Here is a 25,431-nt window from a genome sequence, read left to right as displayed (position 1 = left end):
GGTCTCCGAGGACATTCTAATGGCCTGCTCCGCGACGCCTTATCTCTGATCTGCACATGCTTAGCTCGGCCCGGGCGCAACGGTTCGTAATATCGCGCGTAATAGCGCTTACGTTTGGGCGTTATTCGGCTGGATATACTCGATTCACGCTGATTCACCACCGCTACGGAGTCGCCCGATCATGACGTTTCGTTCTGCGCTTTTTGCGCGTCTCGGCACGCACGCCGGTGTGCCGGGGCGTGCCGCTTTGCGATGTGCACTGGTGTTTGCCTGCATGGCGGGCGCGTGGTCGGCGACGGCCCATGCGCAGGAGAAGATCAGCATTCCTTCGCTGGATACGGACAACGCTGGCAAGCCGGTGATGCTCGACGCGTACCTGTTTCGTGCGCCCAACGCCAACGGGCCGACGCCTGCGGTCGTGTTCATGCACGGCTGCAACGGGATGATCACGCGCAAGGGCAAGATCGACAGCCGCGAGCTCGATTGGGCCCAGCGATTCAATGCGCAGGGCTATACGGTGCTGGCGGTCGACAGCTTTACGTCGCGCGGGCAGCCCAGTGAATGCCGGGGTGGCGGGGATGTTCGACCGTCGGTGGAGCGCCCGCGCGATGCCTACGGCGCGTTGCGGTATTTGCAGCAACTGCCGGGGATCGCGCCAGATCGCATCGCGCTGATGGGCTGGTCGCACGGCGGTGGCACGGTGTTGTACTCCGTGGGGCCGCGCAGCCCGGGCAAAGTGCCGGTGTCAGCGCCCGTATCAACGGCGCCCACGCCACCCGACTTCGTGGCAGCGGTCGCGTTCTATCCGGGGTGGTGCAACACGAAGGCACAAGGGCCCGGCTGGTCGACGCGTATCCCGTTGCTCGTGTTGATCGGCGCCGACGACGTCTGGTCCAAGCCGGTGCCGTGCGATGCCTTCGTGAAGGACGTGACCGCCAAGGGCGCGCCGATCACCTTCCACATGTATCCGGGCGCGTATCACGACTTTGACTATCCGAATCTGCCGTTGCGCGAGCGCCCCGAGTTCACCAATCCGAAAACCCATATCGTGCCGATCACGGGAACGCAGCCGGAAGCGCGCGATGACGCTATCGCTCGCGTCACCGCATTTCTGGCGAAGGCTTTTGCGTCCTGATTTTCTGAAGGATCAAAACCGTTAGGGAATTTCGGCAAACTGATGCAGATGCCCGTCAGGCGGGCATCTGCGGGCGATTTTCCGAGAGTTGTGCACCAGGTATCCACAGGTTAATCACCGCAAAACCCCGGGATCTCCACAGGTAATCCACTGGTAATGCCGGGGTTATCCACGGCCTATCCACAGCTTGTTCACGGCTTATCCACGCGATATCCACCCGAATGAGGCGACTTATCCCGTAGTTATCCCTGCACTATCCCCAGACTGTCCACAGACTTGTCCCTGTGCCAATCACAGCTTGTTCACCGGGTTATCGACAGACTTATCCACAACCCGCTGAAGTGACATCGTTTCGCGCAGACAAAACAAAATCGGCCGCTGAAATTGCGGCCGATTTGTCATCGGTGAGGGTGCGTGACCCGGAGTCGCGTCGCGCCTGACACCGGCGCCGGCTCACGGGCACATGCGGGTGATCAGCTACCGAAGTAAGTGCTACCTGCGCTGGCAACGTTGGTCACCGAACCTGCCATCACCGGCTGTGCGGCGCCGCCAACCTTGGCAACCGTCGTCGGATACACCGAGTCGTGCTGTTCGAGCAGACCGGCTTGCTGAGCTTGGATCAGTTCCGTGCGGACCTGTGCGCGGCTCACGGCGCTCGTTTGCGGAACCCATGCGAATTCCGAAGGACCTTCGAAGGCGTCGCTGGCAAAGGCCGAACCGGCCGACACAGCAAGCATTGCGGAAACCAGAGCCGAGGTAATAAGAGTGCGCTTCATGATGTTTTCTCCTGTCGTTTGAACGTTGGCGGTGTTCGTTTCACCGTCGACAGTTGCAGTCTATTGCTCGCATCAATCGCAATAAAGTCGATAATTGTCTATTTTAAATTGCTGTTTTAGAAATAATGTGCGCAAGAAGGGGCAGGCGTATGCACGCGAGTGAGCGCTAACGCAGTAGTGGCGCGGGTTTCGGGCTGGGGGAGGTCTGAATGCGACACCGCCGCCCGGGCGTGAGCCTCGGGCGGCGGTGTGGTGGATCAGCGAATCAGGGGCTGATCGCTGGATCGCGGTGCGGCGAGATGTCTAAGCGGCTCAGGCGTCGTCGTCGAGCCAAGGCACTTCGACGTCGGTCAGGAACGCGACCATGGCGAGCGGACGGGCTTCGTGATGCCCCAGCTTGCCGTCGGCGCGATGCCATTCGACCTGGAACGTCTCGGGATACTTGTCGGCGCGAAGCTGCACGGTGCGCAGTTCTTCTTCGTCGGCTTCGTCGATCGGGCCGTCGAACGACAGCACGAGCGATTGCGGCCACACGCCGTCTTCCGGGTCATAGATCTTGTCGCCACCCGGCACGTCCACGACTGCGTCGACGCCGATCGTCTTCGATGCGGCCACGATCATCTCGCCAAGGGCACGCAGCAAGGCAGTGGCGCGCGCGGAGTTGATCTGGCGCATGGCGAGATCGCCGCGCGTCAGGGCTTGTTCCAGCTTGGGATCGGTTTTTTGTTTGGTCATGCGGGTCCTCGGTAAAACGTTAGTCACCATGCAGCGCGGCGAGGGATACCACTTCCGACTTCAGCGGCGTGCGTGGGGTTCCGATGCTACCACCGTCGCGCGCGCCGGGGCGCATTACAATGCGGCTTTCGTCATTTGAATTACCCCGGGTGCAGGCAATTTTCAGCCTGCGCCGCCTGGAGCCGTCATGGATTCACCCAAGCAAGATCAAGCCCCGCAAGCCGCCACCGACACCGCCAACACTGCCAGCGAGACGTATGTGCGTTTGCTGGGCGAGACCGCCAAGATCGACTGGAAGGATCTGGAATCGTTTTTCGCCCGTGGCGTGCTGCTGTACGTGGCGCCGGGCGTCGATCTCGTCTCGGTCGCGGAAGCCGTGGCCAACGACGACACGCCGGTCGTGACGCAGTGGCTCTCGTCCAGCCTGGTGCAACGCATGCAAGCCGAACAAGCCAGCGATTTTGCCGCCCGCACGCCCGAGTTGTGGGCCGTGGTGGTCGCGCCGTGGGTGCTCGTGCAGGAGCGCTCCGTCAGTCTGTGAGGTCAGAGTCGGCGAGGTAAGTCGGGCGAGGTCAGTCGGTTATGCCGGCTTCGACCAGTCGCCGCGTGCAGTCTTCGAGCAGGTCTTGCGCGACGGCTGACGCGTAGGCGTAGTCCGCGTCGAGCGATTCCGTCATCTCATGCGCCGTGTACAGACCCGCTTCGCGCGACAGCGTACCGGCCAGTTCGCGAGCGAAATCGTCACTCAACTCCGACAGCACGCGCCGCTCTGCCAGCGGCAATTGCAGTTTCGAGCGCGACAGCCAAAGCTGCGCCAGCGACGCGCCCTGCTTGTCGGTCATCCACTGCCCATGCTCGTAAAAGGCCGACAGTCGCTCGGCCGTCAGCGCGAATAGCAGCGCGCGACGGGTGTTGAAATTCAGACGAATCGGTGTGGCTTCCGGCATGACGATTGCACTCTCTGATGGATGTTGAGCAAGGGGCAAGGGTGCGCAAGGGCGCCAAAGGTATCACGCAAACAGCCGCAGCAGCGCGGTGCGCGCGTGGCGGATCAATTCGGTCTCGTCAGCGCGTCCGGGTATCAGATGGAATTCTGCGCGTGGCAGCGGTGGCAGACCCAACGAGGGCGGGCACACGATGAGGTCGGACGTGAGCGCCGACTCATTCAGACACGAAATTCCCAAGCCTGCCCCCAGTGCCAGTTGCATCCCCGCGACACCTGCTGCCGAGTGCGAGACGCGGTACGGCACCTTGTGACGCTCCAGCACCGTGAGCACCAGACTTTGCAGCGCACATGACGGTGGCAGCGTGACGAGGGGCAGCGGCTCGCCCAAGGGCTCGGCGAGTGTCGACGACATCGCCCAGACCAGCCGCTCGCGGCGCACCAGCGTGCCCGGTGCCCGGTAGCCCAGCGTCTTCGCGCCCTTGCCCACATCTTCATTCATCAGCCGCAACGCCAGCCCTACATCGAAATGCTCGCCGGTCAGCGCCGTGCGCTCGATCTGCGCACTCTGCATCGCACTCACATGCAACCGCAGGCGCGGATACAGGCTTGCGAACCGCTTTAGCACGCGGCCCACATCGTGGGGGCGGTAGTAGTCGGTGATGGCGATGCGTAATTCGCCGTCGAGCAACACGCCTTGCAAGTCTTCAAAGGCGGCCTCGGACAGGGCGGAAATCTGCCGCGCGTAGGCAATCAGGCGCGTGCCGGCCGGCGTCGCGCGCATGCCCTTGCGTGAGCGCACCAGCAGCGGCTGGCCCGCCCGCTCCTCAAGCTTCTTCAATTGCTCGCTGACCGTCGATTGCGACAGGAAGATCAGTTCGGCAGCGGCCGAAATGCTGCCCGCATCGTGGATGGCGATGAAGGTGCGTAACTGCGTGAGGTCGAAGGCGCGGGCGTTCATGGCGGCTCTCGGGTGGGTGCTGTCGCTGCAATAGCGCTGCGGTATCTCTGCGATTTCTCTGCGGTATCTCTGCGGTATCTCGCCTATCGGGTCGAACCGGCGCCCCTCGGCGTAGATAATCCGGAAAACACGATATAAGGCATCGAATTTTCCCGCTTTTCCGATGGATTGTCTATCCGTACGATGCGTAGCATCCCTCCTCCTCTGCGACGCGCCTCCGGGCCGTGCACCGTGTCACTCATGAACGATCGCCTATCGTGTACCGCCGCGCCGCCCGGCCCGGCTATTCCCTTGGTTCCCCTCACGCCTCTGACGCCCGGGCCTGCGCCCACGGTATTGCCCGCTGCTGACGCGGCGCTGCGCCGTGGCGGTACCCGCCCATTAGGCCGCGAGCACCGCTGGAAGGTGCTGGGCGTGGGCGTGGCGGCCAACGCCAGCTTTGCCGCCGCCTTGGGCGGCCTGCCGGCGACGGCCGTGCAGATGCGCAGCGACTACGCACTCGCCAACGGCGACCTCGGTCTCGTGCTCGGGTTGATCGGGCTGGGCATCGCCGTCTCCGAATTGCCATGGGGCATGCTCACCGACCGCTGGGGCGACCGTCGCGTGTTGCTGGTCGGACTGATGGTGACGGCGGCGGCATTGTTCGCGATGGGCATCTGGGTGGTGCCAACGCCCCGGCATGTGCCACCGATGCCGTTGCTGGCCGCAGGCATGCTCGCCATCGGCATTCTGGGCGGCAGCGTCAACGGGTCGAGCGGGCGCGCGGTGATGCGCTGGTTTCATGACGGCGAGCGCGGGCTGGCGATGAGCGTGCGGCAATGCGCGGTGCCGCTGGGTGGCGGCATCGGCGCGATGCTGCTGCCAGGGGCCGCGCTGCATTTCGGCTTTGCCGTGGTCTACATCGGGCTGGCAGTCGCGTGCGTTGCGGCAACCTACATGGCGTGGCTATGGTTGCTCGAACCGCCGGAAGAAGCGCATGAGTCGGCAGACGCCGCACGTGTTGCGCCAGTGCGTGCCGGTGCCACCGCCAGCGCACCTGTCCAATACTCACCGCTGCGTGATGCGCGGTTACTGAGCACGGCGCTGGGGATGGCGGTGCTCGCCATGCCGCAAATCGCCGTGCTGACGTTCGGGACGGTCTTTCTGCATGACTTTGCGCATGTGAGCGTGCTGACGATTTCGCTCACGCTCGGGGCGGTGCAGACGGGCGCGGCGCTTACTCGCGTCTGGAGCGGCCGCTACACCGACAAGCGCCGCAATCGTCCGCAATACTTGCGCGTGTGTACGGTGACGGTGGGCGTTGTTTTTGCTCTGCTGGCGGCGCTGGTGGCCGCGCTGACGCTGCGCCCGGACTGGCTGGCGCACGGCACGCCGTGGCTGATCGCGTTGCTGATCGTGGGCGGTATGGTGGCGTCGGCGTGGCACGGCGTGGCGTTCACGGAACTGGCGACGCTGGCGGGCGCATCGCGTGCCGGGACTGCGCTTGGCATCGGCAACACGGGCGTCTTCATGACGATGTTCGTCACGCCGCTTTCGATTCCGTTCCTGCTCTCGATCGGCGGCTGGGCACTCGTGTGGTCAGGCGGGCTCTTGTGTGCCGCGCTGGCGTGGCCGTTGTTCGTGTGGTCGCATCGTGCGCGTGCGGCGCAATAGTCTCTCGGCGCCAAGCCGCTCGGCCGCTAAGGCAGATGCACGTGCTCGACGAGAAAATCGAGAAACGCGCGGACACGGGCGGGCAGGTGTCCGCCCTGCCCCACATAGACGGCATGCACGGGTTCCAGATCGCCCGGGTTGTAGTCTTCGAGCACGGCGACGAGGCGTCCTTCGCGCAGGTCGGTATCGACGTGATATCGCGAGTGACGCCCGAGCCCGAGGCCTTCGACGGCAAGCTTGCGCATGATCTCGCCATTGCTCACGACCATATTGCCGATCTGCGGGTAGTGCGTGATACCGCCCGCCCCATCGAGAAACGGCCAGCCCTGCACCTGACGATCGAAGTTGAAGGCCATCACGTTGTGATGAATCAGATCGGCGGGGGTGCGCAGCGGGCCGTTGCGCGCGAGATAGCCGGGGGACGCGACGACATGCATGCGGCTCTCGCCGAGCTTGCGCGCCACGAGTCGCGAGTCGCGCAGCGGCCCCGCCCGCACGGCAACATCGGCGCGTTGCTCCAGCAGGTCGACGACGGTATCGGTCAGCGTGAGATCGAGCCGGATTTCAGGGAATTGTGTGAGAAATGCCGGGATGACCGGCAGCAGATAGAGCGTGCCGATCGGCACGCTCGCGTTCACACGAAGCAGGCCGCGCGGCACGGCACCCGCTGCGGCTTCGCGCTCGGCGGCCTCGATGTCGGCCAGCACACGAGTGGCACGCTCGTGGAACGCGGTGCCTTCTGGCGTAAGTTGCAGACGGCGCGTCGAACGGTTGAATAACCGCGCACCCAAGCGCGCTTCGAGGCGCGCTATCAGCTTGCTCACGGCCGACGGCGTCATATGCAGCGCCCGTGCAGCGGCTGAAAACCCGCCAAGTTCTGCCACGCGCGCGAAAACTTCCATATCGCCGGAGCGGTTGACGTCCTGTCGACCCATCGTCGGTGCCTCTCGTACTCGTCGTTTGACGTGTTGTGACTTGAAGTCACAAATGATTTTCCTTCGCGCAGTCTATTTCATCAATGCGAGGACGTCTATATTGCGTGGCATCGGTCAGCGTTGTCTCAGCGGTTGCTGTTTTTCTTCTGACGCCCGGACGCGGCCTTTCCAAAGATTCGCAATATTCAGACAGGAGTTTCTCGTGCCCATCGCCCTTTACGCCCTGACCGCCGGTGCCTTCGGCATTGGCGTGACGGAGTTCGTCATCATGGGTCTGCTGCTCAACGTCGGCGCCGATTTCGGTGTCTCGATCGCGGCCGCAGGCCTGCTTATTTCCGGTTATGCGCTAGGTGTCGTTGTCGGCGCCCCGCTCATGACCACCGCTACCGCCCGCTGGCCGCGCAAGACCGTGCTGCTGGTGCTCATGGCGATCTTCACCATCGGCAATGCGGCTTGTGCCATCGCGCCGAGCTATACCGCGCTGATGGCCGCGCGCGTGCTGACGTCGTTTGCTCACGGCACGTTCTTTGGCGTGGGCTCGGTGGTCGCCACCGGTCTCGTGTCGCGTGAGCGCCGTGCGTCGGCCATCGCCGTGATGTTCACGGGCCTGACGGTCGCCAACATTCTCGGCGTGCCGTTCGGCACGTGGCTCGGCCAGAGCTACGGCTGGCGTGCGAGCTTCTGGGCGGTGACGGTCATCGGCGCGCTCGCGTTCGTGGTGATCGCCATGTTCGTGCCAAAGATTGCGGCCCCGAAGGACGCTGGTGACTGGCGTGCGGATCTGCGTGCGCTGGCACGCCGTCCGGTGCTGCTGGGGTTGCTCACGACGGTGCTGGGCTGGGTCGGTGTGTTCGGTGTGTTCACCTACATCGCGCCGCTGCTCACGGAAGTGACCGGCTTCGCCGAGCGCGCCGTGTCGCCGATTCTGCTGATCTTCGGCGGCGGTCTGGTGGTGGGCAATCTGCTGGGTGGCAAGCTCGCCGATCGCCGCGTCGTGCCGACCGTGCTGGGCAGCCTGCTGTCATTGTCGGTCGTGCTGGGCCTGATGACCTTTGCGCTGCACTCGCAATGGCTGTCCATCGTGTTTGTCGCGCTGCTGGGCGCTACGGCGTTCGCAACGGTCGCACCGCTGCAACTCTGGGTGATGGAGAAGGCGTCCGGTGCGGGCGAGAGCCTCGCGTCGAGCTTCAACATTGCCGCGTTCAATCTGGGTAACGCCATCGGTGCGTGGCTGGGTGGCTTCGTGATCAATCACGGCGGCCTGACGGCGGTGCCTTGGGTGGCGGCGCTGGTGCCGCTGGCGGGGGTAGGCGTGGCGCTGTTGAGCCTGCGTCTGGATCGTCGCGATGCGCGTGCACAACTGACGCCGAACTGCGAAACACCGGCGATGTAATCGTCGACGCGTTTCAATGACGCCGGGGCGGCGGGTTCACACCCGTCGCCCCGGTTTTCGTTTGGCACCTGTGCTCATTGACGTCAACGAGTGACGTCAGGCGAGCACGCCGATGATGACGCTGGTGGCGGCAAATGCCGCCGTCGCGCCGTTGGCTTCTGCGAGTCCCCGGTTCACCAAGGTGTCGTGCGGCATGACGGCGGCCAGTCGACCGCCGCCGGGCAGCGCGAGGATCACCTCGGCCTGTCCGGTGTCGTTCGTAATGGCGACCACCGTGCCGGCCAGCCGGTTGGCCGTCGGCAAACCGGCAAGGTCTGCCCCGCGCGCAACCTCGATCCATGGCGCCTTGATGAGCGCGAAGGCATCGCCGCCGACGGCGAGTCCGAGCGTTTGCGTGCTGTGATGCGTGAGCGACGCCGTGATCGCTTCGCCACCGGGCAGCGTGAGCGTCACTTCGTCGTTCACACCGCAGCGCCGAATCGCCGTGATCGTGCCGTGCAACTGATTTCGCGCGCTTGTCTGCAAGCCGAGGCGCGCAATCACCTGCCACTGCTCGTCGAAGTGTTCGAGATCGTTGGCCACCCGGGCGAGAAACTGCTGCTGCGCCGCTTCCACTGCGCGAAACGCTGCCACGAGCTTCGCGCCGCGTGCCGTCAACGTGGTGCCGCCGCCGCCGCGCCCGCCGGTGCTGCGCGCCACGAGGGGTTCGCCCGCGAGCTGGTTCATCGCGTCGACCGCATCCCATGCCGCCTTGTAGCTCATGCCGGCAGCCTTCGCCGCGGCTGTGATCGAACCCTGCGTAGCAATGTGTTCGAGCAGGGCGATACGTGCCTGTCCGCCGAGTGACGAATTGCCGCGATGCAGCCAAAGTGAGCCACTCACTTGCAGTGCATTATTTGTTTCGTTGCGCAAAACATCATCCGGCGTTGAAGAAGGTTCGGAAACCATAATGTTTTTTTCTATCAAACCCAGAGGTGGTCGCATTGTAGAGGCCTACGGAACCTGTCAGAAACAATAGCCGAAAGCCCGAGTGTTGCGGCGCACCAACGGAGGTCACTTCGGAGGCCTGATTGGGGGACGAATGGGGGACGTTTCTCATCTACATTGAATTTGCCGCATGCCCCCCCAATGCCGGTCGAATCCCGCCAGACCAACGACTTCACGGTCCTGACGAGGTGCGCCCGGGAATGCGACGTTTACCGAAGTGCCCACTCACCTGACACAACAGAAACGGGGTGAAATGATGCGCGTCAGGAATATCAAGGAAACGGTTGACGGGGCTCGATACTATCGTCTGGTTCGCACACTGCCTAACGGTAAGCGACATCAGATGCAAATCTCTTTCTCCGCGGGTGAAATGCGCTTCAGGCGTTTCGTGGCGCAGCGACTCTGGTTGCTGCGTGCCGAAATGCGAGACAGTACGCGTGCGGCGGCTGCCCCTGCCCCACGCAGCAATATGCCTCAGTTGGTGTTTTAACGAAGCCATACCGCAAGCGAATATCTCGCCGGGCCGGATCACTCCGCCCCGGCGTTTTCGTTTATCGAATCGGAATTTTTGACGGCGACACCCGGGCATTAGTTGGTTGTCCTTGATATCCGGGCAGTGCGAGATTCCAGCCGAACGGTCGGTCAACCCCGCTTGACCACCTTCAGCCTGCCTTCCTCGGCGGCAGTTCGGCAGGCCTGGGCGTCGTCTTGACGGCCATGAGGCCGGTGCCCGCATGGGCAATCGCAAACTGCACCAGTTCATCGAACGAAATCGGCCGGGCGAACAAATACCCCTGCGCATAAGTGACGTCGCGCTCGCGCAGGTAATTCGCCTGCATCTCGTTTTCCACCCCTTCTGCCACGATCGTCATCTGCAAGTTGTTGGCGAGTTGGATGATCGAGTCGCAGATATTGCGCGTGACGGTGTCGTCTTCGGTGACGGGCAAGAATTCCTTGTCGATCTTCAGATAGTTGAAGTCGTAGCGCTTGAGGTAGCCGATCGAATTGTTCTCGGCGCCGAAGTCGTCGAGCGCAGTTTCGATGCCGCGCCGTTGCAGTTCGGACATGACGTGGCGCGCCGCCGCCGTGTCGCGAATGACGTAGCGCTCGGTGATCTCGGCCACCAGCGGATAAGTGTCGTTCAACGACCCGTACAGCCGCTCGATGTCCTGCACGATGGTGGTGTCGCGCAGGTGCCGCTCGGCGAGATTGATCCCCATGTGAAAGCCCGGCGGCAGCGCCCCCATCGACATGTCGTTGCGAATCTGCCGGAGCACGGAGCGCGTGAGATCCACGATCAGGCCGTTGCTTTCGGCAATCGGAATAAAGGCGTCGGGGCGCACGAGGCCTGCGAGCGGGTGGTGCCAGCGCAACAGCGCCTCGGCACCGGCGCAGCGGTTCGTGGCCAGTTCCATGACCGGCTGGTAATACACCTTGAATTCGTCGCGCTTGATGCCGCGCGCAATCTGCCGCCGCATGAACTGCGCCGGACCGAGGTGGCGAAACGTCATCACACCGAGCAGAAACGCGATGACGGCGCCGAACGACAGGAAGATGGGTGCCTGACTCGCGGCAAGCTCGCGCATGAGCGTCGGGCTGCCGGCGAGCGAGGTCGCAAAGTGCTCCGACGCCAGCGTGACCTGCGCGCCACGCGTGGCAACGCCGGACGACTGGAGCAGCGGCCCCTCGGAGGTGAGCGACATCTTGCCCACGGTCATCGCCGTCCACGCGAGGTCGTTGTTCTTCACGCTATGCAGCGTTTCGGTCAGGTAGACGCCGTCGACATAGCCGAGCACGCCATCGGTCGCCGAGGTCGGCACATACAGGGCCAGCGCGGGCGCTTCGCGGGCGTAGGGCGAGCCGGGCACGAGCAGCGTGCGGGCGCCGGTGAGCATGGGGACGACTTCGGCCGGCATGGCCATGTCGAGGCCGTCGGTCGAGCGTGGGACCGACGAGCAATAGAGCTGGCCGCGTGACACGAGCCAGATGGAGCGGAAGTAGGGACTGAGGGTGCCGGTGGCCTGAAGCTGGTTGCCGACGTCTTCGCAGGCGCGGCCGACCCACGGGGTCACGCCCTGAAGCGTCTTTTCCGCCTGAAGGACGATGCGCTCGAGGGCATCGCGCTGGCGGACGGCTTCTTCCTGAAGAATCGACTGCGACATGTGATAAATGCGCAGCCAGCCCACGAAGAGGACAACGACAAACGTGACCGCCACAACAACCCCGGTCACCAGCCACTGCACGACTCTCGAATGTTGAATCATGTGCTGCCAACCCGGAAATAAGTGGGGCCCTTGTGTGCTGTTTGTGTTGCAGGGCACAACCCGTCAATCGACTCTACACGAATCCCTGACGGCATCCAACGCCCGATAAACCCGCACGACAAAACCCTTAGGAGTGTCGCAATCGCGTCATTTCGGCACAGCATTGACGCGATTACGACGTGTTTCCGACGGGCATGAAGCCGCCTTGGGCTACGCAACTTGGGGCGTAGCGAGGGCGAATTCAGAGCGAATTCAGGCCGAACGCAGGGCAAATTCATGGCGGAATCGCGACAAAACTTGGCGTAACGACGATTTACGCATGCTCTACACTTCACTCATTAAATTTCTGACGGAATTTGAGAAATATCCCAACTTTCATGCATATCTGCGCGAAAGCCGTCGGAATCTGACCGTTTTCCTAAGCTAGAGACGTCAAGTCGTTCCTCCCATGTCGAGTCAACCTGCTTCCTCCCTCGCTGGCGCCCCTACGCCGGCTGCGCAGGGCACGGCGTTCCGCGTGCTGTCTGCCATCAGCTTTTCCCACTTGCTCAACGACATGATCCAGTCGTTGATTCTGGCGATCTATCCGTTGCTCAAGGCCAATTTCGACCTGAGTTTCGGGCAGGTCGGCCTGATCACGCTGACGTATCAGATCACCGCGTCGTTGTTGCAGCCCGTCGTCGGCCTTTATACCGACAAGTACCCGAAACCGTATTCATTGCCGGTCGGCATGGGATTCACGCTCGTGGGTCTGCTGCTGCTGGCGGTGGCGCCTAATTTCGGCGTGCTGCTTGTCGCGGCGGCGCTGGTGGGCATGGGCTCGTCGGTGTTCCATCCGGAATCGTCGCGCGTGGCCCGTATGGCCTCGGGTGGCCGTCACGGCATGGCGCAGTCGTTCTTCCAAGTCGGCGGTAACGTCGGCTCGTCGCTGGGCCCGTTACTGGCGGCGCTGATCATCGTCCCGCATGGCCGTGGCAGTGTGGCGTGGTTCTCGGTGGCGGCGCTCGTCGCGATCTTCGTGCTGTTCCACGTGAGCCGCTGGTATGCGGCGCAGCGCGCGGCCAGCAAGGGCAAGCCGGCCGCACGTCGCGGCGGCACGGCGCACCTGTCGCGCGGCAAGGTGATGTTCGCCATCGGCATCCTGCTGGTGCTGATCTTCTCGAAGTACTTCTACCTCGCGAGCATCAGCAGCTACTTCACGTTCTATCTGATCAGCAAGTTCCACGTGTCGGTGCAGAACGCGCAGATCCATCTGTTCGTGTTCCTGTTCGCGGTGGCGGCCGGCACGATGATCGGCGGCCCGCTGGGCGACAAGATCGGCCGCAAGTATGTGATCTGGGGCTCGATCCTCGGTGCGGCGCCGTTCACGCTGATGCTGCCGTACGCCAGCCTGTACTGGACCGGCATCCTGACGGTGGCCATCGGCCTGATTCTGGCGTCGGCGTTCTCGGCGATCCTGGTCTACGCGCAGGAGCTGATTCCGGGCAAGGTCGGGACGGTCTCGGGGCTGTTCTTCGGCTTCGCGTTCGGGATGGGCGGCGTGGGTGCTGCCGTGCTGGGTCAACTGGCAGACACGACGAGCATCGACTTCGTGTACCACGTGTGCGCGTTCCTGCCGCTGCTCGGTATCGTGACGATCTTCCTGCCGAACGTCGAAGGTCACAAGAAGACGGCGGCGGCCTGATACGGGGCTGATCGCCTGACTGGGCGCTACCGGGGGCTTTCCCGGCAGCGCCCAAAACAAAACGCCGGCCTGAGCGATCAGGACCGGCGTTTTGCTTGGGTATCGACTACCTTACGGTGCGGCGCGCTTTTGCAGTTCCCACTTGCCCTTCTCGCCGGCCTTGCAGGCATTGAGCCTGAGCGTGACGTCCTGACCCTTGGCGTTGAGCAGCACGATCAGATCGCGGCACGTCTTGTCGTCGGTCTTCTGGGTGTTGGTCGCCGTGATCTGGCCGGTGAACTGCGTGGGCGTGCCGGTGCCCTTGTTGTTCCACTCGACGGTCTCGTTGTCCTGCTTGTTGGAGAGCACGTCGTCGGCCGCCTTGGCGAGCGAGGCGTTGTCTTTCGCGCGCAGCCACGCCAGCGGCGAGTTGCTCATGAACGTGAGGTTGGAGGCGGCGAGCACGGGCGCGGCAGCGCCTGCGCCGATGAGAAGTGCTGCGCCAAGCGCGAGCAAACGGGTATGCGACATTCGGAGTCCTTGAGATTGTCGGGCGGGGACGGTGCCTGCCGGGTGCTGCACGGGCAGCGCGGCCCGCACGGTGCCTGAAAACAGAACTCGCACCGGTACGGCGGCAGGGGACGCGTCGATCATAAAAGAATCCGGGCGCCGCGTCATCCCGGCCCCTTGCCGGTACCGGTCGGCGTCACATACGCGCCCGTGCCATGCAACTGATCTTCCGCCAGCTCCAGTGCGCGTACCGCGCCGCGCCCTTTGCGGGCGAGCAGCATTTCGACCAGCGTCTCCACCACGGCAATGCCCGCCGTAATCGACGGAAAGAACGACGGACTCTCGTGCGAGAACAGCACCGTGGCGTCGGCATCGAGCGCCAGCGGCGAGACCGTGGAATCGGTCAGCGCCAGCACCCGCGCACCCGCTGCCTTGGCCGCACGCGCCACGATCAGCGCTTCATTCGAATACGGCGCAAAGCTGATCACGACGACTACGTCGCGCGCCGAGAGCGCCCGCAGTTCCATCTCCAGCGTGCCCGCTTCGCCACGAATCAGATGCACCGTCGGGCGAAACAGGCGGTAGATGTACTGGAACGTGAAGGCAATCGGAAAGCAGGCGCGAAAACCCGCCACATGCACGGTGCCCGCACTGGCGAGCAATTCCACGGCGGCGCCGAGCGACTGATTGGCCCCCGCTTCGGTCAGGTCGAGATTGTTGTGCTGCACCCGAAACATCTCCGGCACCATGCGCGCCGCGTCGCCCTCACGGATGACCTGCCGCGCGCGGCTCGCATACGGCTGCGGCCCCAGACGGATCGATTCGAGAAACAGCTCGCGCAGGCCGTGCCAGCCGTCAAAGCCGAGGTGCTGCGCCAGCCGCACGAACGTGGCCGGTTGCACGCCCGCTTCGGCGGCAATCGCGCGCATCGAGCTGATGGGCACCTGCTGCGGGTGGTCGAGCAGAAAGCGGGCACCCGCTTGAAACTGCGGGCTGAGGTGGGGATAGCGCTCGCGCAACAAGGTGTTGAGCTGGTCGAGCGATTGCGGCAGCACTGAGGCTTCGGTCATTGGGGGAGAGCAACACGGCAACGTAGGTGTGTAACGATTGTTGCATGAAATGCCACAAGCGCGCACGCGTAATCTCCCAGACGCTTGCCGTGCGGGGAAATGGCAGGTGTGGTAACGCTGTTGCGCGAATGTTGCGATGTTAAAATGCGTGAAACATATGTTGCAAACGGCCGACGCTGAGCCTACACTTGGCGACATTGTTGGCGCGTCGCGAACGCTGGCGCGCGCATTCTTTCCGTCAGGGGTTATGGCATGACTCACGTGTTTCACCGCAATCCGCGCCAGACGCTGCCCGTCGCCGTCGGCGGCGAGGGCATCGAGCTGATCGACAGCACCGGCAAGCGCTATCTCGACGCCTGTGGCGGCGCGGCCGTGTCGTGCCTCGGGCATGGCCACCCGCGCGTGATCGAAGCGATGCAGCAGCAGGCTGCGCAACTGGCCTATGCGCATACCTCGTTCTTCACGACGGAAGTGGCCGAGCAACTGGCCGATACGCTCGTCGCCAGCGCCCCCGGCGATCTGAACCATGTTTATTTCTTGAGCGGCGGCTCCGAAGGCGTCGAAGCGGCGCTCAAGCTGGCGCGTCAGTACTTCGTCGAAATCGGCCAGCCGCAGCGCCAATTTTTCATCGCCCGCCGCCAGAGCTATCACGGCAACACGCTGGGCGCGCTCGCCATCGGCGGCAACGCCTGGCGTCGCGAGCCGTTCCTGCCGTTGCTGGTGCCGGCGCATCACGTCTCGCCATGCTTCGCCTATCGCGAGCGCCATGAGGGCGAGACCGACGACGCGTACGTGCAGCGTCTCGCCGACGAACTGGAAAACAAGATTCTCGAACTCGGCGGCGACACCGTGATCGCGTTCGTGGCAGAAACCGTGGTCGGCGCCACGGCCGGTGCGGTGCCGCCGGTGGGCGACTATTTCAAGCGCATCCGCGCCGTGTGCGACAAGTACGGCGTGCTGCTGCTGCTCGACGAAGTGATGTCGGGCATGGGCCGCACGGGGTATCTGTACGCCTGCGAAGAAGACGGCGTCGTGCCCGACATTCTGGTGATCGCCAAGGGCCTCGGCGCAGGCTATCAGCCCATCGGCGCCATGCTCTGCTCCGACAAGATTTACAACGCCGTCGTCGACGGCTCCGGCTTCTTCCAGCACGGTCACACGTATCTGGGCCACGCCATGGCGTGCGCGGCGGCGCTGGCCGTGCAACGCACGATTGCCGACGAGCATCTGCTCGACAACGTGAAGGCGCGCGGCGAGCAACTGCGCACCCGTTTGCGGGAAGTCTTCGCCGATCACCCTAACGTGGGGGATGTGCGCGGCCGTGGCTTGTTCGTCGGGGTCGAGTTTGTGGCCGACCGTGCGACCAAGCAGACGCTGCCGGCGGCCGACAAGATGAACGCTCGTCTGAAGGCGGCTGCCAAGGCGCGCGGCCTGTTGATCTACCCGATGGGCGGCACCGTCGACGGCGTGCATGGCGACCATGCGCTGATCGCGCCGCCGTTCATCTGCCAGCCGAAGGACATCGACCGGATCGTCGAATTGCTGGCGGCGGCCGTGGCCGACGTGACCGGTGTTTCGGCAGGGGCCGCGGCATGACGCGCGCCTACGCTCTGGCGGTGGCCCCGAACGGCGCCCGTCGCACGCACGCCGATCACCCGGCACTGCCGGTGACGCCCGACGAGCTTGGCGCGTGCGCGAAGGCGTGTCTCGACGCGGGCGCGGCCATGATTCACCTGCACGTGCGCAAGGCCGATGGCACGCATAGCCTCGAAGTGCCCGATTACGTGGCGGGTATCGCAGCGGTGCGCCGCGCCGTCGGCAACGCGCTGGTGCTTCAGGTCACCACCGAAGCCGTCGGCATCTACACCCCCGAACAGCAGATCGCGACGGTGCACGCACTGCGCCCGGAAGCGATCTCCGTGGCACTGCGCGAAGTGTTGCCCGACGCCGCGCACGGCCCGGCGGCCGAGGCGTTCTTCGAATGGATGTGGCAGGAGAACATCGTCGCGCAGTACATCCTGTACGACGCGGAGGACGTGGCGCACTACTGGCGCCTGCGCGCCAAGGGCGCGATTCGCCCGGGCCGCCATTGGGTGCTGTTCGTGCTGGGGCGGTACAGCTTGGGGCAGTTGTCGGCGCCGTCGGATCTCTTGCCATTCCTTTCGGCGTGGCAGGCCGGTGGCGAGCATGCCGGCGCCACGCCTTGGGCGATGTGCGCCTTTGGCCCGCGCGAGGCGGAATGTGCGCTGGCGGCGGTGTTGCAGGGCGGCCACGCCCGCATCGGTTTCGAGAACAACCTGTATTTGCCCGACGGCAGCGTTTCGCCGGGCAATGCCGCGTCGCTCGACGTGTTGCGTGCCGCGGCAACCCCGCTGGCATTGGTGCCGATGTCCGCCGACGCGCTGCGCGAACTCACTCGTTGAGCTATCCCTCGGGGGAAACCCCGGGGATGACGCGAAATAAGGCCAAATAGACGTTTAGACCGCCGCCGCCCCGGGGTGCCGCTGTAATAGAATCGGCGTTACCTCAAAAAGCCTCGTGTCGCCCTGTGCGGCGCCGGGCGCGAACACCGACACGGGAGCGCGGCGTGAAACACTGGTCGATCCGACATCGCATTCTGGCCAGTTTTGGCCTGATCCTCGCATTGATGGCGCTGATGGCCGGCGTCGCTTACACGCGTCTCGCCGCCATTGAGCGCGAAGCGTTCAGCGTGGAGTCCGACTCCACCCCGGGTCTGTACTACAGCACCATGCTGCGCGGTGCGTGGTTCGAGAGCTACCAGCTGCTGCAACAAGTGGTCGCGATCGACGACAACGACAAGGCGCGCGCCGTCGACCTCGACGCGCTGCGTGCGGCCGACACCAAGATCGACGGCTGGATCAAGGACTACGGCAACACGGTCAATCGTGCGGTCGACCGCATGCAATACGACGAAGTGCGCGGCGTTCGCCAGCAGTACGGCCGCATCGGCAACGAAGTGCTCAAGCTCGTGGCCAACGGCCAGATGCCCGCCGCCCGCGCCATGCTCTCCGAACAGCTTTACCCGGAATGGGGACGTGGGCGCGCCGCGATCCAGCGGCTGGTCGACACCAACAAGACCTTCGCTGACGAAGCGACTCACAACATTGCCGAGGCAGTGACTGCCGCGAAGGCCACGCTGCTCATTACGCTGGCCGTCGCCTTGGGTTGTGCGGTGCTGTGCGGCTGGTTGCTGTTCAAGGCGGTCAGCGTGCCGCTCGCGAACGTGATGCAGATTCTTGAAGTCATGCGCTCCGGCGACCTGACCAAGCGTCTCGATCTGGACCGGCGCGACGAGTTCGGCGCGCTCGAAGCGGGCTTCAACCGCATGACGGACGAGTTGACCGGGCTGGTCGGACAGGCGCAGAAGTCGGCGCTGCAAGTGACGACCTCCGTGACCGAGATTGCCGCCACCTCGCGTCAGCAGCAGGCCACGGCCTCCGAGACGGCCGCCACGACCACGGAAATCGGCGCGACCTCGCGCGAAATCTTCGCCACCTCGCGCGACCTCGCCCGCACCATGACCGAAGTGGCTGGTGTGGCCGACCACGCGGCGTCGCTGGCCGGTACCGGCCACGTTGGCCTCACGCGCATGGAAGACGCGATGCGTCACGTGATGGAAGCGGCGGGTTCGGTGAACGGCAAGCTGGGCATCCTCAATGAGAAGGCCGGCAACATCAATCAGGTCGTGACCACCATCACCAAGGTGGCCGATCAGACTAATCTGCTCTCGCTCAATGCCGCCATCGAAGCCGAAAAGGCCGGTGAGTACGGTCGCGGGTTTGCCGTGGTGGCGACCGAGATTCGCCGCCTCGCCGATCAGACGGCGGTGGCGACCTACGACATCGAGCAGATGATCAAAGAGATTCAGTCTGCGGTGTCGGCCGGTGTGATGGGCATGGACAAGTTCGCCGAGGAAGTGCGGCGCGGCATGGACGAGATGCGTCAGGTGGGCGATCAGCTCGCGCAGATCATTGCGCAGGTGCAGACGCTGCCGCCGCGCTTCCAGGTCGTCAACGAGGGCATGCAGGCGCAGGCCACCGGCGCCGAGCAGATCAATCAGGCACTCGTGCAGCTCTCGGAAGCGGCGCAGCAGACGGCCGAGTCGTTGCAGCAGTCGAGTCAGGCTATCGAAGAACTCAATCACGTCGCCAACGGACTCAAGAGCGGCGTGTCGCGTTTCAAGGTGCTGTCGAGCACGCCCGCAGGGCTGGTTTGATTGCCACACGCATTTTGACTATTCGCGGACACCGCCATGCTGTTCCTGCGTTTTGCCATTGCCACCGATCACTACGTCATTGAGGCCAGTCACGTGGCCGAGGTGCTGCCGTGGCTCGCGCTCAAGCGCTTGCCCGCCGCACCCGCCTGGGTGGCCGGTGCGTTCAGCTATCGCGGCGAACCGGTGCCGGTGCTCGATCTGACTCATCTCGCAACAGGCACGGCGGCGCCCGCGCGCCGCTCGACCCGTCTCGTGCTCGTGCACTACCCCGAACCGGGTCCGCACGCGCGGCGTCTGGGCGTGCTCGTGGAGCGGGCCACCGATACCTTGCGCGCCGACGCGCAGGCATTCCGCGCGAGTGGCGTCGATCTGCCCGAGGGCCGCTATCTCGGCCCCGTCCTCGATACGGAGGAAGGTCTGGTGCAGTGGGTGCGCGTAGACCAGTTGCTTACCGACGAAGCGCGGGCGTTGCTGTTCGACGCCGCACGTGACGCTTGCGATGCGCCCGAACACGATACGCCGTCGGAGGCCGCGTCATGAGCCCCGTGCAACAGATCGAGCGCTTGCTGCGCGACACGATGGGGCTCGACGCGGGCACGCTCGGCGCGAATGCCATCGAGCGTGCTGTGCGCGCCCGGCTGGCGGTGCTGTCCCCAGAGACAAACGACACGTCGACCTACTGGCAACTGCTGCAACAGTCGCCGCAGGAATTGCAGGCGCTGATCGAAGCGGTGGTCGTGCCCGAGACGTGGTTCTTCCGGCATCGCGAGGCGTTCACGGCGCTCGCCCAGATGGCGGCCGAAGAACGCGCCGCGCGACGTGGCACCGTGCGCGAAGGTCAGGCGTTGCGACTGTTGAGCCTGCCCTGCGCCACTGGCGAAGAACCGTATTCGATGGCGATGACGTTGTTCGATGCGGGCTTTCAGGTGGGCGACTTCACCATCGATGCGCTCGACATCAGCGAACGCGCGCTCACGATCGCGCGCGAAGGCGTGTATGGACGCAACTCGTTTCGGGGGCCGGTTGCCAATCTGCTGTTCCGTGATCGCTACTTCACGCCGCAGGGCGAGACCTATCGCGTGAACGGCGCGCTGCGTCCGCCGATTCGCTGGCATGCGGGCAACCTGTTCGACCCCACGCTCGTCGACCGGCTGGGGACGTTCGACTTCGTGTTCTTCCGCAATGTGCTGATCTATTTCGACCGGGAAGGCCAGCGCCGCGCGATTGCCGCGCTGGAGCGGCTGATGCGCATGGGCGCGACGTTGTTTGCCGGGCCCGCCGAGGGTGGTTCGCTCACGTCCAACGGCTTGTCGTCGACGGGTCACGTGCAGGCGTTTTCGTTCCGATTGGCAGGGCCGCAGCGCGACGTGACGTCATCACCCGTCGGAGCGGCGCCCCTCACGGGCACGCTGTCGACGTTCAGCACGCAGTCACCGACACGGACGTTCGACGCCATTCAACATCGGCGCGGACATGCTGCGCAGGTGACGCCGGTGTTCCCCGCGCCGAACACGATGCCTGCGACGCCAGCGGTTCCGCCAGCGCCGACGGCAACACCCGGTGCGCGAGCGTTTGGCAATCCGGTCGCTCCTGAAACCTCGCGCGTGGGTACGACCGCGTCCCGCCGATCTGCGCAGACCCCCGACATTGCGGCGCAACTGCAAGAGGCGCAGACACTGGCCGATGCGGGCGATTTCGCGCGCGCCATTGCGTTGTGCCGAACGGTGCTCGCCACCGACCGTGCCAATGCACAGGCGGAGTATTTGCTGGGACTGGTGGAAGACGCGCGCGGCGACGCGCAGCAGGCACTCGTGCATTACCGCCGTGCCCTCTATCTCGATCCGGGCCACTACGAAGCGCTCGTGCATTGCGCAGCACAACTCGATGCGCGAGGCGATGCGGCTGGCGCACGTCGCCTGCGCGAACGTGCAGAGCGCGCCGGCCGGGCCGGGCCGGCAGACCGCACGGCAGACGCCCCTCATGATGCACACCGCCACGGGGCCAGACATCGATGACTGACATGACGAACACCACGGCCGGCGAACCGCCGCGCGAGCCCGCATTGCAAGACAGCCCCGAGGCGGGCCGTCAAGCTGGCGCGCGCCGGTCGGCCTTGTTGAGTGATGGTGCTCTGCATCGGCAGGCCGCCGATCTGCTCGACCGGTTGCCCGTCGTGCCCGCTGATCCGGCACCATGGCGTGCCGCAGCACACGACGAGTCGACCTCGCGCGGGGCGGCGCTGCTGTTGTTCCGTCTGGCGGACGAATGGCTGGCGCTGCCGGCTTCCGTCATCGAAGAAGTCTCGCCGATGCGCGCATGGCACACGGTGCCGGGGCATCGTCAGCGCGCGCTGCTCGGGCTGGTCAATCTGCGCGGTGCGCTCGTGCCGTGCGTGTCGCTCGGCGAATTGCTCGGCGTGCAGCCTGCGGCCCAACCGCTGGCGACGCAGGCAACACCGGCGAACACGTGGCGCACCAGTACATCGCGCCTGCTGGCCATGCGTCATGGCGCGCATCTGAGTGCATTCCCCGTCACGGAAGTCCATGGCACGGTGACGCCTGCGAGCAGCGCGTTGGGCACGGTGCCCGCGACGGCACTCGGTGCGTCCGATGGCTTCGCCCATGCGGTGCTGCATTGGCGCGAGCGTGTCGTGGGCTTGCTGGACCCGGCGCGTGTGGGCGCGGCTTTCGACCGGAGCCTTGGATGAGCGACGATCTGCAAAACGCCTCGTTGCTCGATCTGTTCCGGATGGAAACGGAGACGCAGGCACAAGTGCTCGGCGACGGACTGCTCGCACTGGAGCGCACGCCAACCGACGCCACGCGGCTTGAGGCGTGCATGCGCGCGGCGCACTCGCTCAAGGGGGCGGCGCGCATCGTCGGCGTCGACGCTGGTGTGGCGCTGGCTCACGTGCTGGAAGACGCCTTTGTCGCAGCGCAGCGCGGCACGCTCCGGTTGGACACCGCTTACATCGACAAGCTGTTACAGGGTGTCGATCTGCTCATGCGCATGGCGCACCCGCCGGGCGGCGACATGGGATGGGCGCAAGGCGCAGGCAAAGCGGAGATCGACACGTTTGTCGCCACGCTGACAGCGCAACTTGCCGAGCTGCCCGAGAACACCACGGGCAACGCACCCGAAGCGTTCGACTATGCGAGCTACGGTTTGTCGTCGCAGGACGCGCAACCGGCAACGCCCGCACCGTCAGCCGCAGTGACCGGCATCGGGCAGTCCCGATCGACCGGATCGACCGGATCGACCAGTGAGCCGATCGCGCCCGCATTGGCATCGCTGAGCGAGATGAATCAACCCCGTGAGGCTGACAGCATCATGGGACTGCCGGGCGCCTACGACGCTGACGACCAGCATGACGCGGGCGAAGGCGACAACGCTGCCCGTGCGTTGCGCGTGTCGGCCGACACGTTGAACCGCCTGCTGCGGTTGTCGAGCGAAGCGCTCGTGGCCTCGCGCTGGTCGCAACCGTTTGCACAATCGTTGCAGCGGCTGAAGCGTCATCAGCATGAAGCAGGCGAGGCACTCGATCGCATGAGCACGGCGCTGACGCACGCGGCCAGCAACGATGAAGACCGTCAGACACTCTTGAGTGCACTGGCGGACCTGCGCCGCGCGCTCGGCGTCGGCAGTCAGTTGCTCGGCGAGCAACTGCACGAACTCGATCAGTTCGACCGGCGCTCGACCCAGCTCTCGCAGCGCCTTTACGACGAAGCGCTCGCCTGCCGCATGCGCCCGCTCGGCGACCGGCTGGGTGGCTTTGCCCGCATGGTGCGCGATCTGGGCCGCTCGCTCGGCAAGCCTGCGCAGCTCGATATTCGCGGTGCAGATACGCAGGTCGATCGCGACATTCTCGATCAGCTCGAAGCCCCGCTTGGACATTTGCTGCGCAACGCCGTCGATCACGGTCTGGAAAGTCAGGCACAGCGCCTCTCAGCGGGCAAGCCGGCGCAAGGCAAAATTACGCTCAGTGCGCGCCACAGCGCCGGGCTGCTGCTGGTGAGTGTCGCCGACGACGGCGCGGGCATCGATCTCGACCGGGTGCGCGACGCGGTCGTGGCGCGCGGTCTGGTGACGATGGAAACGGCGCAGCGGCTCGACGACAACGAACTGCTCGAATTCCTGATGCTTCCCGGCTTTACGCTGCGCGACACCGTGACCGATGTTTCGGGGCGAGGCGTGGGGCTGGATGCTGTGCGCGCGATGGTCGCTGCCGTGCGCGGCACGGTTCGCATCGAGCACTCGCCGGGGCGCGGCACGAAGTTCGTGCTGCAACTGCCGCTCACGTTGTCGGTAGTGCGCAGCCTGCTCGTGGAGATTGGCGGCGAATCCTACGCGTTGCCGCTGGCGAGTCTGTCGCGCACGCTTGCCCTCGCGCCCGAGCACATCGAAATGCTCGAAGGCCGGCCGCACTTCACGCTCGACGGCCGTCAGATCGGTGTCGTCAGCGCGCGGCAAGTGCTCTACGGCAGCGAGCCGGTCGCGGCACCCGGTGCGCAACCGGTCGTGGTGATCGGCGACGGCGAGGCGCGTTACGGACTGGCCGTCGACAAGTTTCTCGGCGAACGCATGCTCGTCGTGCAGCCGCTCGATGCGCGGCTGGGCAAGCTGCCGAACATTGCCGCCGGTGCGCTGGCGGAAGACGGCACGCCGTTGCTCATCATCGATCCGGCCGACTTGTTGCGCTCCATCGCGAAGGCCGTAGAGACCGGCTCGCTGGAGCGTCTGCCCGCCCGTGCGGCGCAGGGTGGGGTGGCGGTGCGCAAGCGCGTGCTGGTGGTCGACGACTCCTTGACCGTGCGCGAACTCGAACGCAAACTGCTGGCCGCGCGCGGCTACGACGTGAGTGTGGCCGTCGACGGCATGGACGGCTGGAATGCCGTGCGCAGCGAGACATTCGACATGGTGATCACCGACGTCGACATGCCGCGCATGGACGGCATCGAGCTCGTGACGCTGATCAAGCGCGACGCGCGCACGGCTGATTTGCCGGTCATGATCGTTTCATACAAAGATCGCGAGGAGGATCGCCAGCGCGGGCTCGATGCCGGTGCGGATTACTATCTCGCGAAGGGCAGTTTCCACGACGACGCGCTCCTGCGTGCGGTGGTGGATCTCATCGGGGAGGCGCAGTGATGAAGATCGGTATCGTGAACGACTCGGTCATCGCCGTAGAAGCGCTACGCCGCACGCTTGCGCAGCGCCCGGGGCTGGAGGTGGCCTGGGTGGCTTACGACGGCGCGCAGGCGGTGTCGATGTGTGCGCCGGTGCCGCCGGATCTCGTGCTGATGGATCTGGTGATGCCGGTGATGGACGGCGTGGCGGCCACGCGCGAGATCATGCGCCGCACGCCGTGCCCGATTCTGATCGTGACCTCCGACGTGGGCCACCACGCGAGTCTGGTGTTCGACGCGATGGGCGCCGGTGCCGTCGATGCGGTCGACACGCCCGTGTTGGGCGGTTCGGATCTGGCGCGTCCGGCGTCTTCCTTGCTTTCCAAGATCGATGCGGTGGCCGCACAACAGGCCGAGGCCAATGCCGTCGTGCCGGTCGCCCCCGTCGCGCCGCCGATCACGCCGCGCACCGACGCACTGATCGCCATCGGCGCATCGGCGGGCGGACCGGCCGCGCTGGCGACGTTGCTTGGCCGGTTGCCCGCGAATTTTGCGGCCGGTGTGATCGTTGTCCAGCACGTGGACGACGCGTTTGCGCCCGGCATGGCAGCATGGCTCGATCAGCAGACGCCGCTCACCGTCCGGCTGGCGCAAGCAGGTGACCGGCCGGTGGCGGGTGAAGTGCTGCTCGCGGGCGGCAACCGGCATCTGCGTCTGGATGCGAGCGGGCGTTGCGGGTATTCCGACGAACCCAAGAGCGCCGTGTACCGGCCCTCCATCGATGTATTTCTGCAAAGCGTGGCCGAATGCTGGCGCGCTCGTGCCGTGGGCGTGCTGCTCACGGGCATGGGACGCGACGGGGCGGCCGGGCTGGGTGCCATGCGCACGCGCGGCTTCATCACCATCGCGCAGGATCGCGCGACGAGTGCCGTGTATGGCATGCCCAAGGCGGCGGCGGAGGCTGGCGCGGCTTCCGAAATCTTGCCGCTCACGACCATCGCGCCGCAATTGATTACGCTGTTTGGCACTGTTTGACAGGACGC

General features: G+C 64.9%; 22 protein-coding genes. 13 read left to right on the top strand and 9 right to left on the bottom strand.

What is annotated here, in order from left to right; all coding sequences use genetic code 11:
* Positions 1–181 precede the first annotated feature (181 nt).
* Positions 182–1,135: a dienelactone hydrolase family protein gene (locus CDV46_RS03870; protein ID WP_087721839.1), complete on the top strand. Its 954-nt coding sequence runs from the start codon at positions 182–184 to the stop codon at positions 1,133–1,135.
* A gap of 473 nt (positions 1,136–1,608) precedes the next feature.
* On the opposite strand, the gene CDV46_RS03865 is transcribed toward CDV46_RS03870, so the two are convergent.
* A complete protein-coding gene (locus CDV46_RS03865; RefSeq protein WP_087690501.1) occupies positions 1,609–1,911 on the bottom strand; it encodes a DUF4148 domain-containing protein in 303 nt (100 codons plus the stop codon).
* Positions 1,912–2,223: 312 nt separating this feature from the next.
* Positions 2,224–2,646 (bottom strand): hypothetical protein, encoded by a 423-nt coding sequence (locus tag CDV46_RS03860; protein WP_058376724.1) that lies wholly within the window; start codon positions 2,644–2,646, stop codon positions 2,224–2,226.
* 187 nt (positions 2,647–2,833) lie between these two features.
* Here CDV46_RS03860 and CDV46_RS03855 point away from each other — a divergent pair, with 187 nt between their 5' ends.
* A complete protein-coding gene (locus CDV46_RS03855; protein ID WP_087690499.1) occupies positions 2,834–3,187 on the top strand; it encodes a DUF2288 domain-containing protein in 354 nt (117 codons plus the stop codon).
* 31 nt (positions 3,188–3,218) lie between these two features.
* Here the strand turns inward: CDV46_RS03855 and CDV46_RS03850 are convergent, their stop codons facing one another.
* Entirely contained in the window at positions 3,219–3,593 is a 375-nt protein-coding gene (locus CDV46_RS03850; RefSeq protein WP_087690497.1) for a hypothetical protein, read from the bottom strand.
* 63 nt (positions 3,594–3,656) lie between these two features.
* Positions 3,657–4,550 (bottom strand): LysR family transcriptional regulator, encoded by an 894-nt coding sequence (locus tag CDV46_RS03845; RefSeq protein ID WP_058376727.1) that lies wholly within the window; start codon positions 4,548–4,550, stop codon positions 3,657–3,659.
* Between the two features lie 240 nt (positions 4,551–4,790).
* On the opposite strand from CDV46_RS03845, the gene CDV46_RS03840 reads away from it, so the two are divergent.
* Complete coding sequence (locus CDV46_RS03840) at positions 4,791–6,203, top strand: MFS transporter (RefSeq protein WP_087690495.1); 1,413 nt, start codon at positions 4,791–4,793, stop codon at positions 6,201–6,203.
* A 26-nt stretch (positions 6,204–6,229) separates the two neighbouring features.
* Here the strand turns inward: CDV46_RS03840 and CDV46_RS03835 are convergent, their stop codons facing one another.
* Positions 6,230–7,138 (bottom strand): LysR family transcriptional regulator, encoded by a 909-nt coding sequence (locus CDV46_RS03835; RefSeq protein ID WP_087721838.1) that lies wholly within the window; start codon positions 7,136–7,138, stop codon positions 6,230–6,232.
* 202 nt (positions 7,139–7,340) lie between these two features.
* On the opposite strand from CDV46_RS03835, the gene CDV46_RS03830 reads away from it, so the two are divergent.
* A complete protein-coding gene (locus CDV46_RS03830) occupies positions 7,341–8,531 on the top strand; it encodes an MFS transporter (RefSeq protein ID WP_087690492.1) in 1,191 nt (396 codons plus the stop codon).
* 96 nt (positions 8,532–8,627) lie between these two features.
* On the opposite strand, the gene CDV46_RS03825 is transcribed toward CDV46_RS03830, so the two are convergent.
* Together CDV46_RS03825 and CDV46_RS03820 are read right to left on the bottom strand one after the other, a co-directional pair.
* Positions 8,628–9,479 carry a TOBE domain-containing protein gene (locus tag CDV46_RS03825; protein WP_087690490.1) on the bottom strand — a complete coding sequence of 284 codons (852 nt, stop codon included), beginning with the start codon at positions 9,477–9,479 and terminating at the stop codon, positions 8,628–8,630.
* Positions 9,480–10,180: 701 nt separating this feature from the next.
* Positions 10,181–11,782, bottom strand: coding sequence for an EAL domain-containing protein (locus tag CDV46_RS03820; RefSeq protein WP_087690489.1), 1,602 nt, complete (start codon positions 11,780–11,782; stop codon positions 10,181–10,183).
* 448 nt (positions 11,783–12,230) lie between these two features.
* Between CDV46_RS03820 and CDV46_RS03815 the strand changes: the two genes are divergently transcribed.
* Positions 12,231–13,466 (top strand): MFS transporter, encoded by a 1,236-nt coding sequence (locus tag CDV46_RS03815; RefSeq protein WP_087690487.1) that lies wholly within the window; start codon positions 12,231–12,233, stop codon positions 13,464–13,466.
* A gap of 111 nt (positions 13,467–13,577) precedes the next feature.
* Here the strand turns inward: CDV46_RS03815 and CDV46_RS03810 are convergent, their stop codons facing one another.
* Both CDV46_RS03810 and CDV46_RS03805 read right to left on the bottom strand, forming a co-directional pair.
* Positions 13,578–13,976, bottom strand: coding sequence for an RT0821/Lpp0805 family surface protein (locus CDV46_RS03810; protein WP_087690485.1), 399 nt, complete (start codon positions 13,974–13,976; stop codon positions 13,578–13,580).
* 143 nt (positions 13,977–14,119) lie between these two features.
* Positions 14,120–15,025, bottom strand: coding sequence for a MurR/RpiR family transcriptional regulator (locus CDV46_RS03805; protein WP_087690483.1), 906 nt, complete (start codon positions 15,023–15,025; stop codon positions 14,120–14,122).
* Between the two features lie 252 nt (positions 15,026–15,277).
* Between CDV46_RS03805 and CDV46_RS03800 the strand changes: the two genes are divergently transcribed.
* The 8 genes from CDV46_RS03800 to CDV46_RS03765 all read left to right on the top strand — a co-directional run bounded on the left by CDV46_RS03800 (position 15,278) and on the right by CDV46_RS03765 (position 25,423).
* Positions 15,278–16,621, top strand: coding sequence for an aspartate aminotransferase family protein (locus tag CDV46_RS03800; protein ID WP_087721837.1), 1,344 nt, complete (start codon positions 15,278–15,280; stop codon positions 16,619–16,621).
* Positions 16,618–17,448 (top strand): 3-keto-5-aminohexanoate cleavage protein, encoded by an 831-nt coding sequence (locus CDV46_RS03795; RefSeq protein ID WP_087690480.1) that lies wholly within the window; start codon positions 16,618–16,620, stop codon positions 17,446–17,448. The genes CDV46_RS03800 and CDV46_RS03795 overlap by 4 nt, the downstream gene beginning before the upstream one ends.
* Positions 17,449–17,612: 164 nt before the next feature.
* A complete protein-coding gene (locus CDV46_RS03790; protein ID WP_087690479.1) occupies positions 17,613–19,262 on the top strand; it encodes a methyl-accepting chemotaxis protein in 1,650 nt (549 codons plus the stop codon).
* A 36-nt stretch (positions 19,263–19,298) separates the two neighbouring features.
* Complete coding sequence (locus tag CDV46_RS03785; RefSeq protein WP_087721836.1) at positions 19,299–19,802, top strand: chemotaxis protein CheW; 504 nt, start codon at positions 19,299–19,301, stop codon at positions 19,800–19,802.
* Complete coding sequence (locus CDV46_RS03780; protein WP_087721835.1) at positions 19,799–21,277, top strand: CheR family methyltransferase; 1,479 nt, start codon at positions 19,799–19,801, stop codon at positions 21,275–21,277. The genes CDV46_RS03785 and CDV46_RS03780 overlap by 4 nt, the downstream gene beginning before the upstream one ends.
* 5 nt (positions 21,278–21,282) lie before the next feature.
* Positions 21,283–21,969, top strand: coding sequence for a chemotaxis protein CheW (locus CDV46_RS03775; protein ID WP_176399001.1), 687 nt, complete (start codon positions 21,283–21,285; stop codon positions 21,967–21,969).
* A complete protein-coding gene (locus CDV46_RS03770; protein ID WP_087721833.1) occupies positions 21,966–24,410 on the top strand; it encodes a hybrid sensor histidine kinase/response regulator in 2,445 nt (814 codons plus the stop codon). Before CDV46_RS03775 ends, CDV46_RS03770 begins: the two co-directional genes overlap by 4 nt.
* Positions 24,410–25,423: a chemotaxis response regulator protein-glutamate methylesterase gene (locus CDV46_RS03765; RefSeq protein WP_087690469.1), complete on the top strand. Its 1,014-nt coding sequence runs from the start codon at positions 24,410–24,412 to the stop codon at positions 25,421–25,423. Before CDV46_RS03770 ends, CDV46_RS03765 begins: the two co-directional genes overlap by 1 nt.
* Positions 25,424–25,431: the final 8 nt, after the last annotated feature.

This window comes from Pandoraea sp. PE-S2T-3, assembly GCF_002179965.1.
Classification (GTDB): domain Bacteria; phylum Pseudomonadota; class Gammaproteobacteria; order Burkholderiales; family Burkholderiaceae; genus Pandoraea.
The sequence above is the reverse complement of the archived record's forward strand: the minus strand, read 5'-3'. Positions and strand labels throughout refer to the sequence as shown.

Bases quoted from the DNA above. Each gene is read 5' to 3' on its own strand.
- CDV46_RS03870 (WP_087721839.1), top strand. From the start codon at position 182: ATGACGTTTCGTTCTGCGCTTTTTGCGCGTCTCGGCACGCACGCCGGT.
- CDV46_RS03865 (WP_087690501.1), bottom strand. From the start codon at position 1,911: ATGAAGCGCACTCTTATTACCTCGGCTCTGGTTTCCGCAATGCTTGCT.
- CDV46_RS03860 (WP_058376724.1), bottom strand. From the start codon at position 2,646: ATGACCAAACAAAAAACCGATCCCAAGCTGGAACAAGCCCTGACGCGC.
- CDV46_RS03855 (WP_087690499.1), top strand. From the start codon at position 2,834: ATGGATTCACCCAAGCAAGATCAAGCCCCGCAAGCCGCCACCGACACC.
- CDV46_RS03850 (WP_087690497.1), bottom strand. From the start codon at position 3,593: ATGCCGGAAGCCACACCGATTCGTCTGAATTTCAACACCCGTCGCGCG.
- CDV46_RS03845 (WP_058376727.1), bottom strand. From the start codon at position 4,550: ATGAACGCCCGCGCCTTCGACCTCACGCAGTTACGCACCTTCATCGCC.
- CDV46_RS03840 (WP_087690495.1), top strand. From the start codon at position 4,791: ATGAACGATCGCCTATCGTGTACCGCCGCGCCGCCCGGCCCGGCTATT.
- CDV46_RS03835 (WP_087721838.1), bottom strand. From the start codon at position 7,138: ATGGGTCGACAGGACGTCAACCGCTCCGGCGATATGGAAGTTTTCGCG.
- CDV46_RS03825 (WP_087690490.1), bottom strand. From the start codon at position 9,479: ATGGTTTCCGAACCTTCTTCAACGCCGGATGATGTTTTGCGCAACGAA.
- CDV46_RS03820 (WP_087690489.1), bottom strand. From the start codon at position 11,782: ATGATTCAACATTCGAGAGTCGTGCAGTGGCTGGTGACCGGGGTTGTT.
- CDV46_RS03815 (WP_087690487.1), top strand. From the start codon at position 12,231: ATGTCGAGTCAACCTGCTTCCTCCCTCGCTGGCGCCCCTACGCCGGCT.
- CDV46_RS03810 (WP_087690485.1), bottom strand. From the start codon at position 13,976: ATGTCGCATACCCGTTTGCTCGCGCTTGGCGCAGCACTTCTCATCGGC.
- CDV46_RS03805 (WP_087690483.1), bottom strand. From the start codon at position 15,025: ATGACCGAAGCCTCAGTGCTGCCGCAATCGCTCGACCAGCTCAACACC.
- CDV46_RS03800 (WP_087721837.1), top strand. From the start codon at position 15,278: ATGACTCACGTGTTTCACCGCAATCCGCGCCAGACGCTGCCCGTCGCC.
- CDV46_RS03795 (WP_087690480.1), top strand. From the start codon at position 16,618: ATGACGCGCGCCTACGCTCTGGCGGTGGCCCCGAACGGCGCCCGTCGC.
- CDV46_RS03785 (WP_087721836.1), top strand. From the start codon at position 19,299: ATGCTGTTCCTGCGTTTTGCCATTGCCACCGATCACTACGTCATTGAG.
- CDV46_RS03780 (WP_087721835.1), top strand. From the start codon at position 19,799: ATGAGCCCCGTGCAACAGATCGAGCGCTTGCTGCGCGACACGATGGGG.
- CDV46_RS03775 (WP_176399001.1), top strand. From the start codon at position 21,283: ATGACGAACACCACGGCCGGCGAACCGCCGCGCGAGCCCGCATTGCAA.
- CDV46_RS03770 (WP_087721833.1), top strand. From the start codon at position 21,966: ATGAGCGACGATCTGCAAAACGCCTCGTTGCTCGATCTGTTCCGGATG.
- CDV46_RS03765 (WP_087690469.1), top strand. From the start codon at position 24,410: ATGAAGATCGGTATCGTGAACGACTCGGTCATCGCCGTAGAAGCGCTA.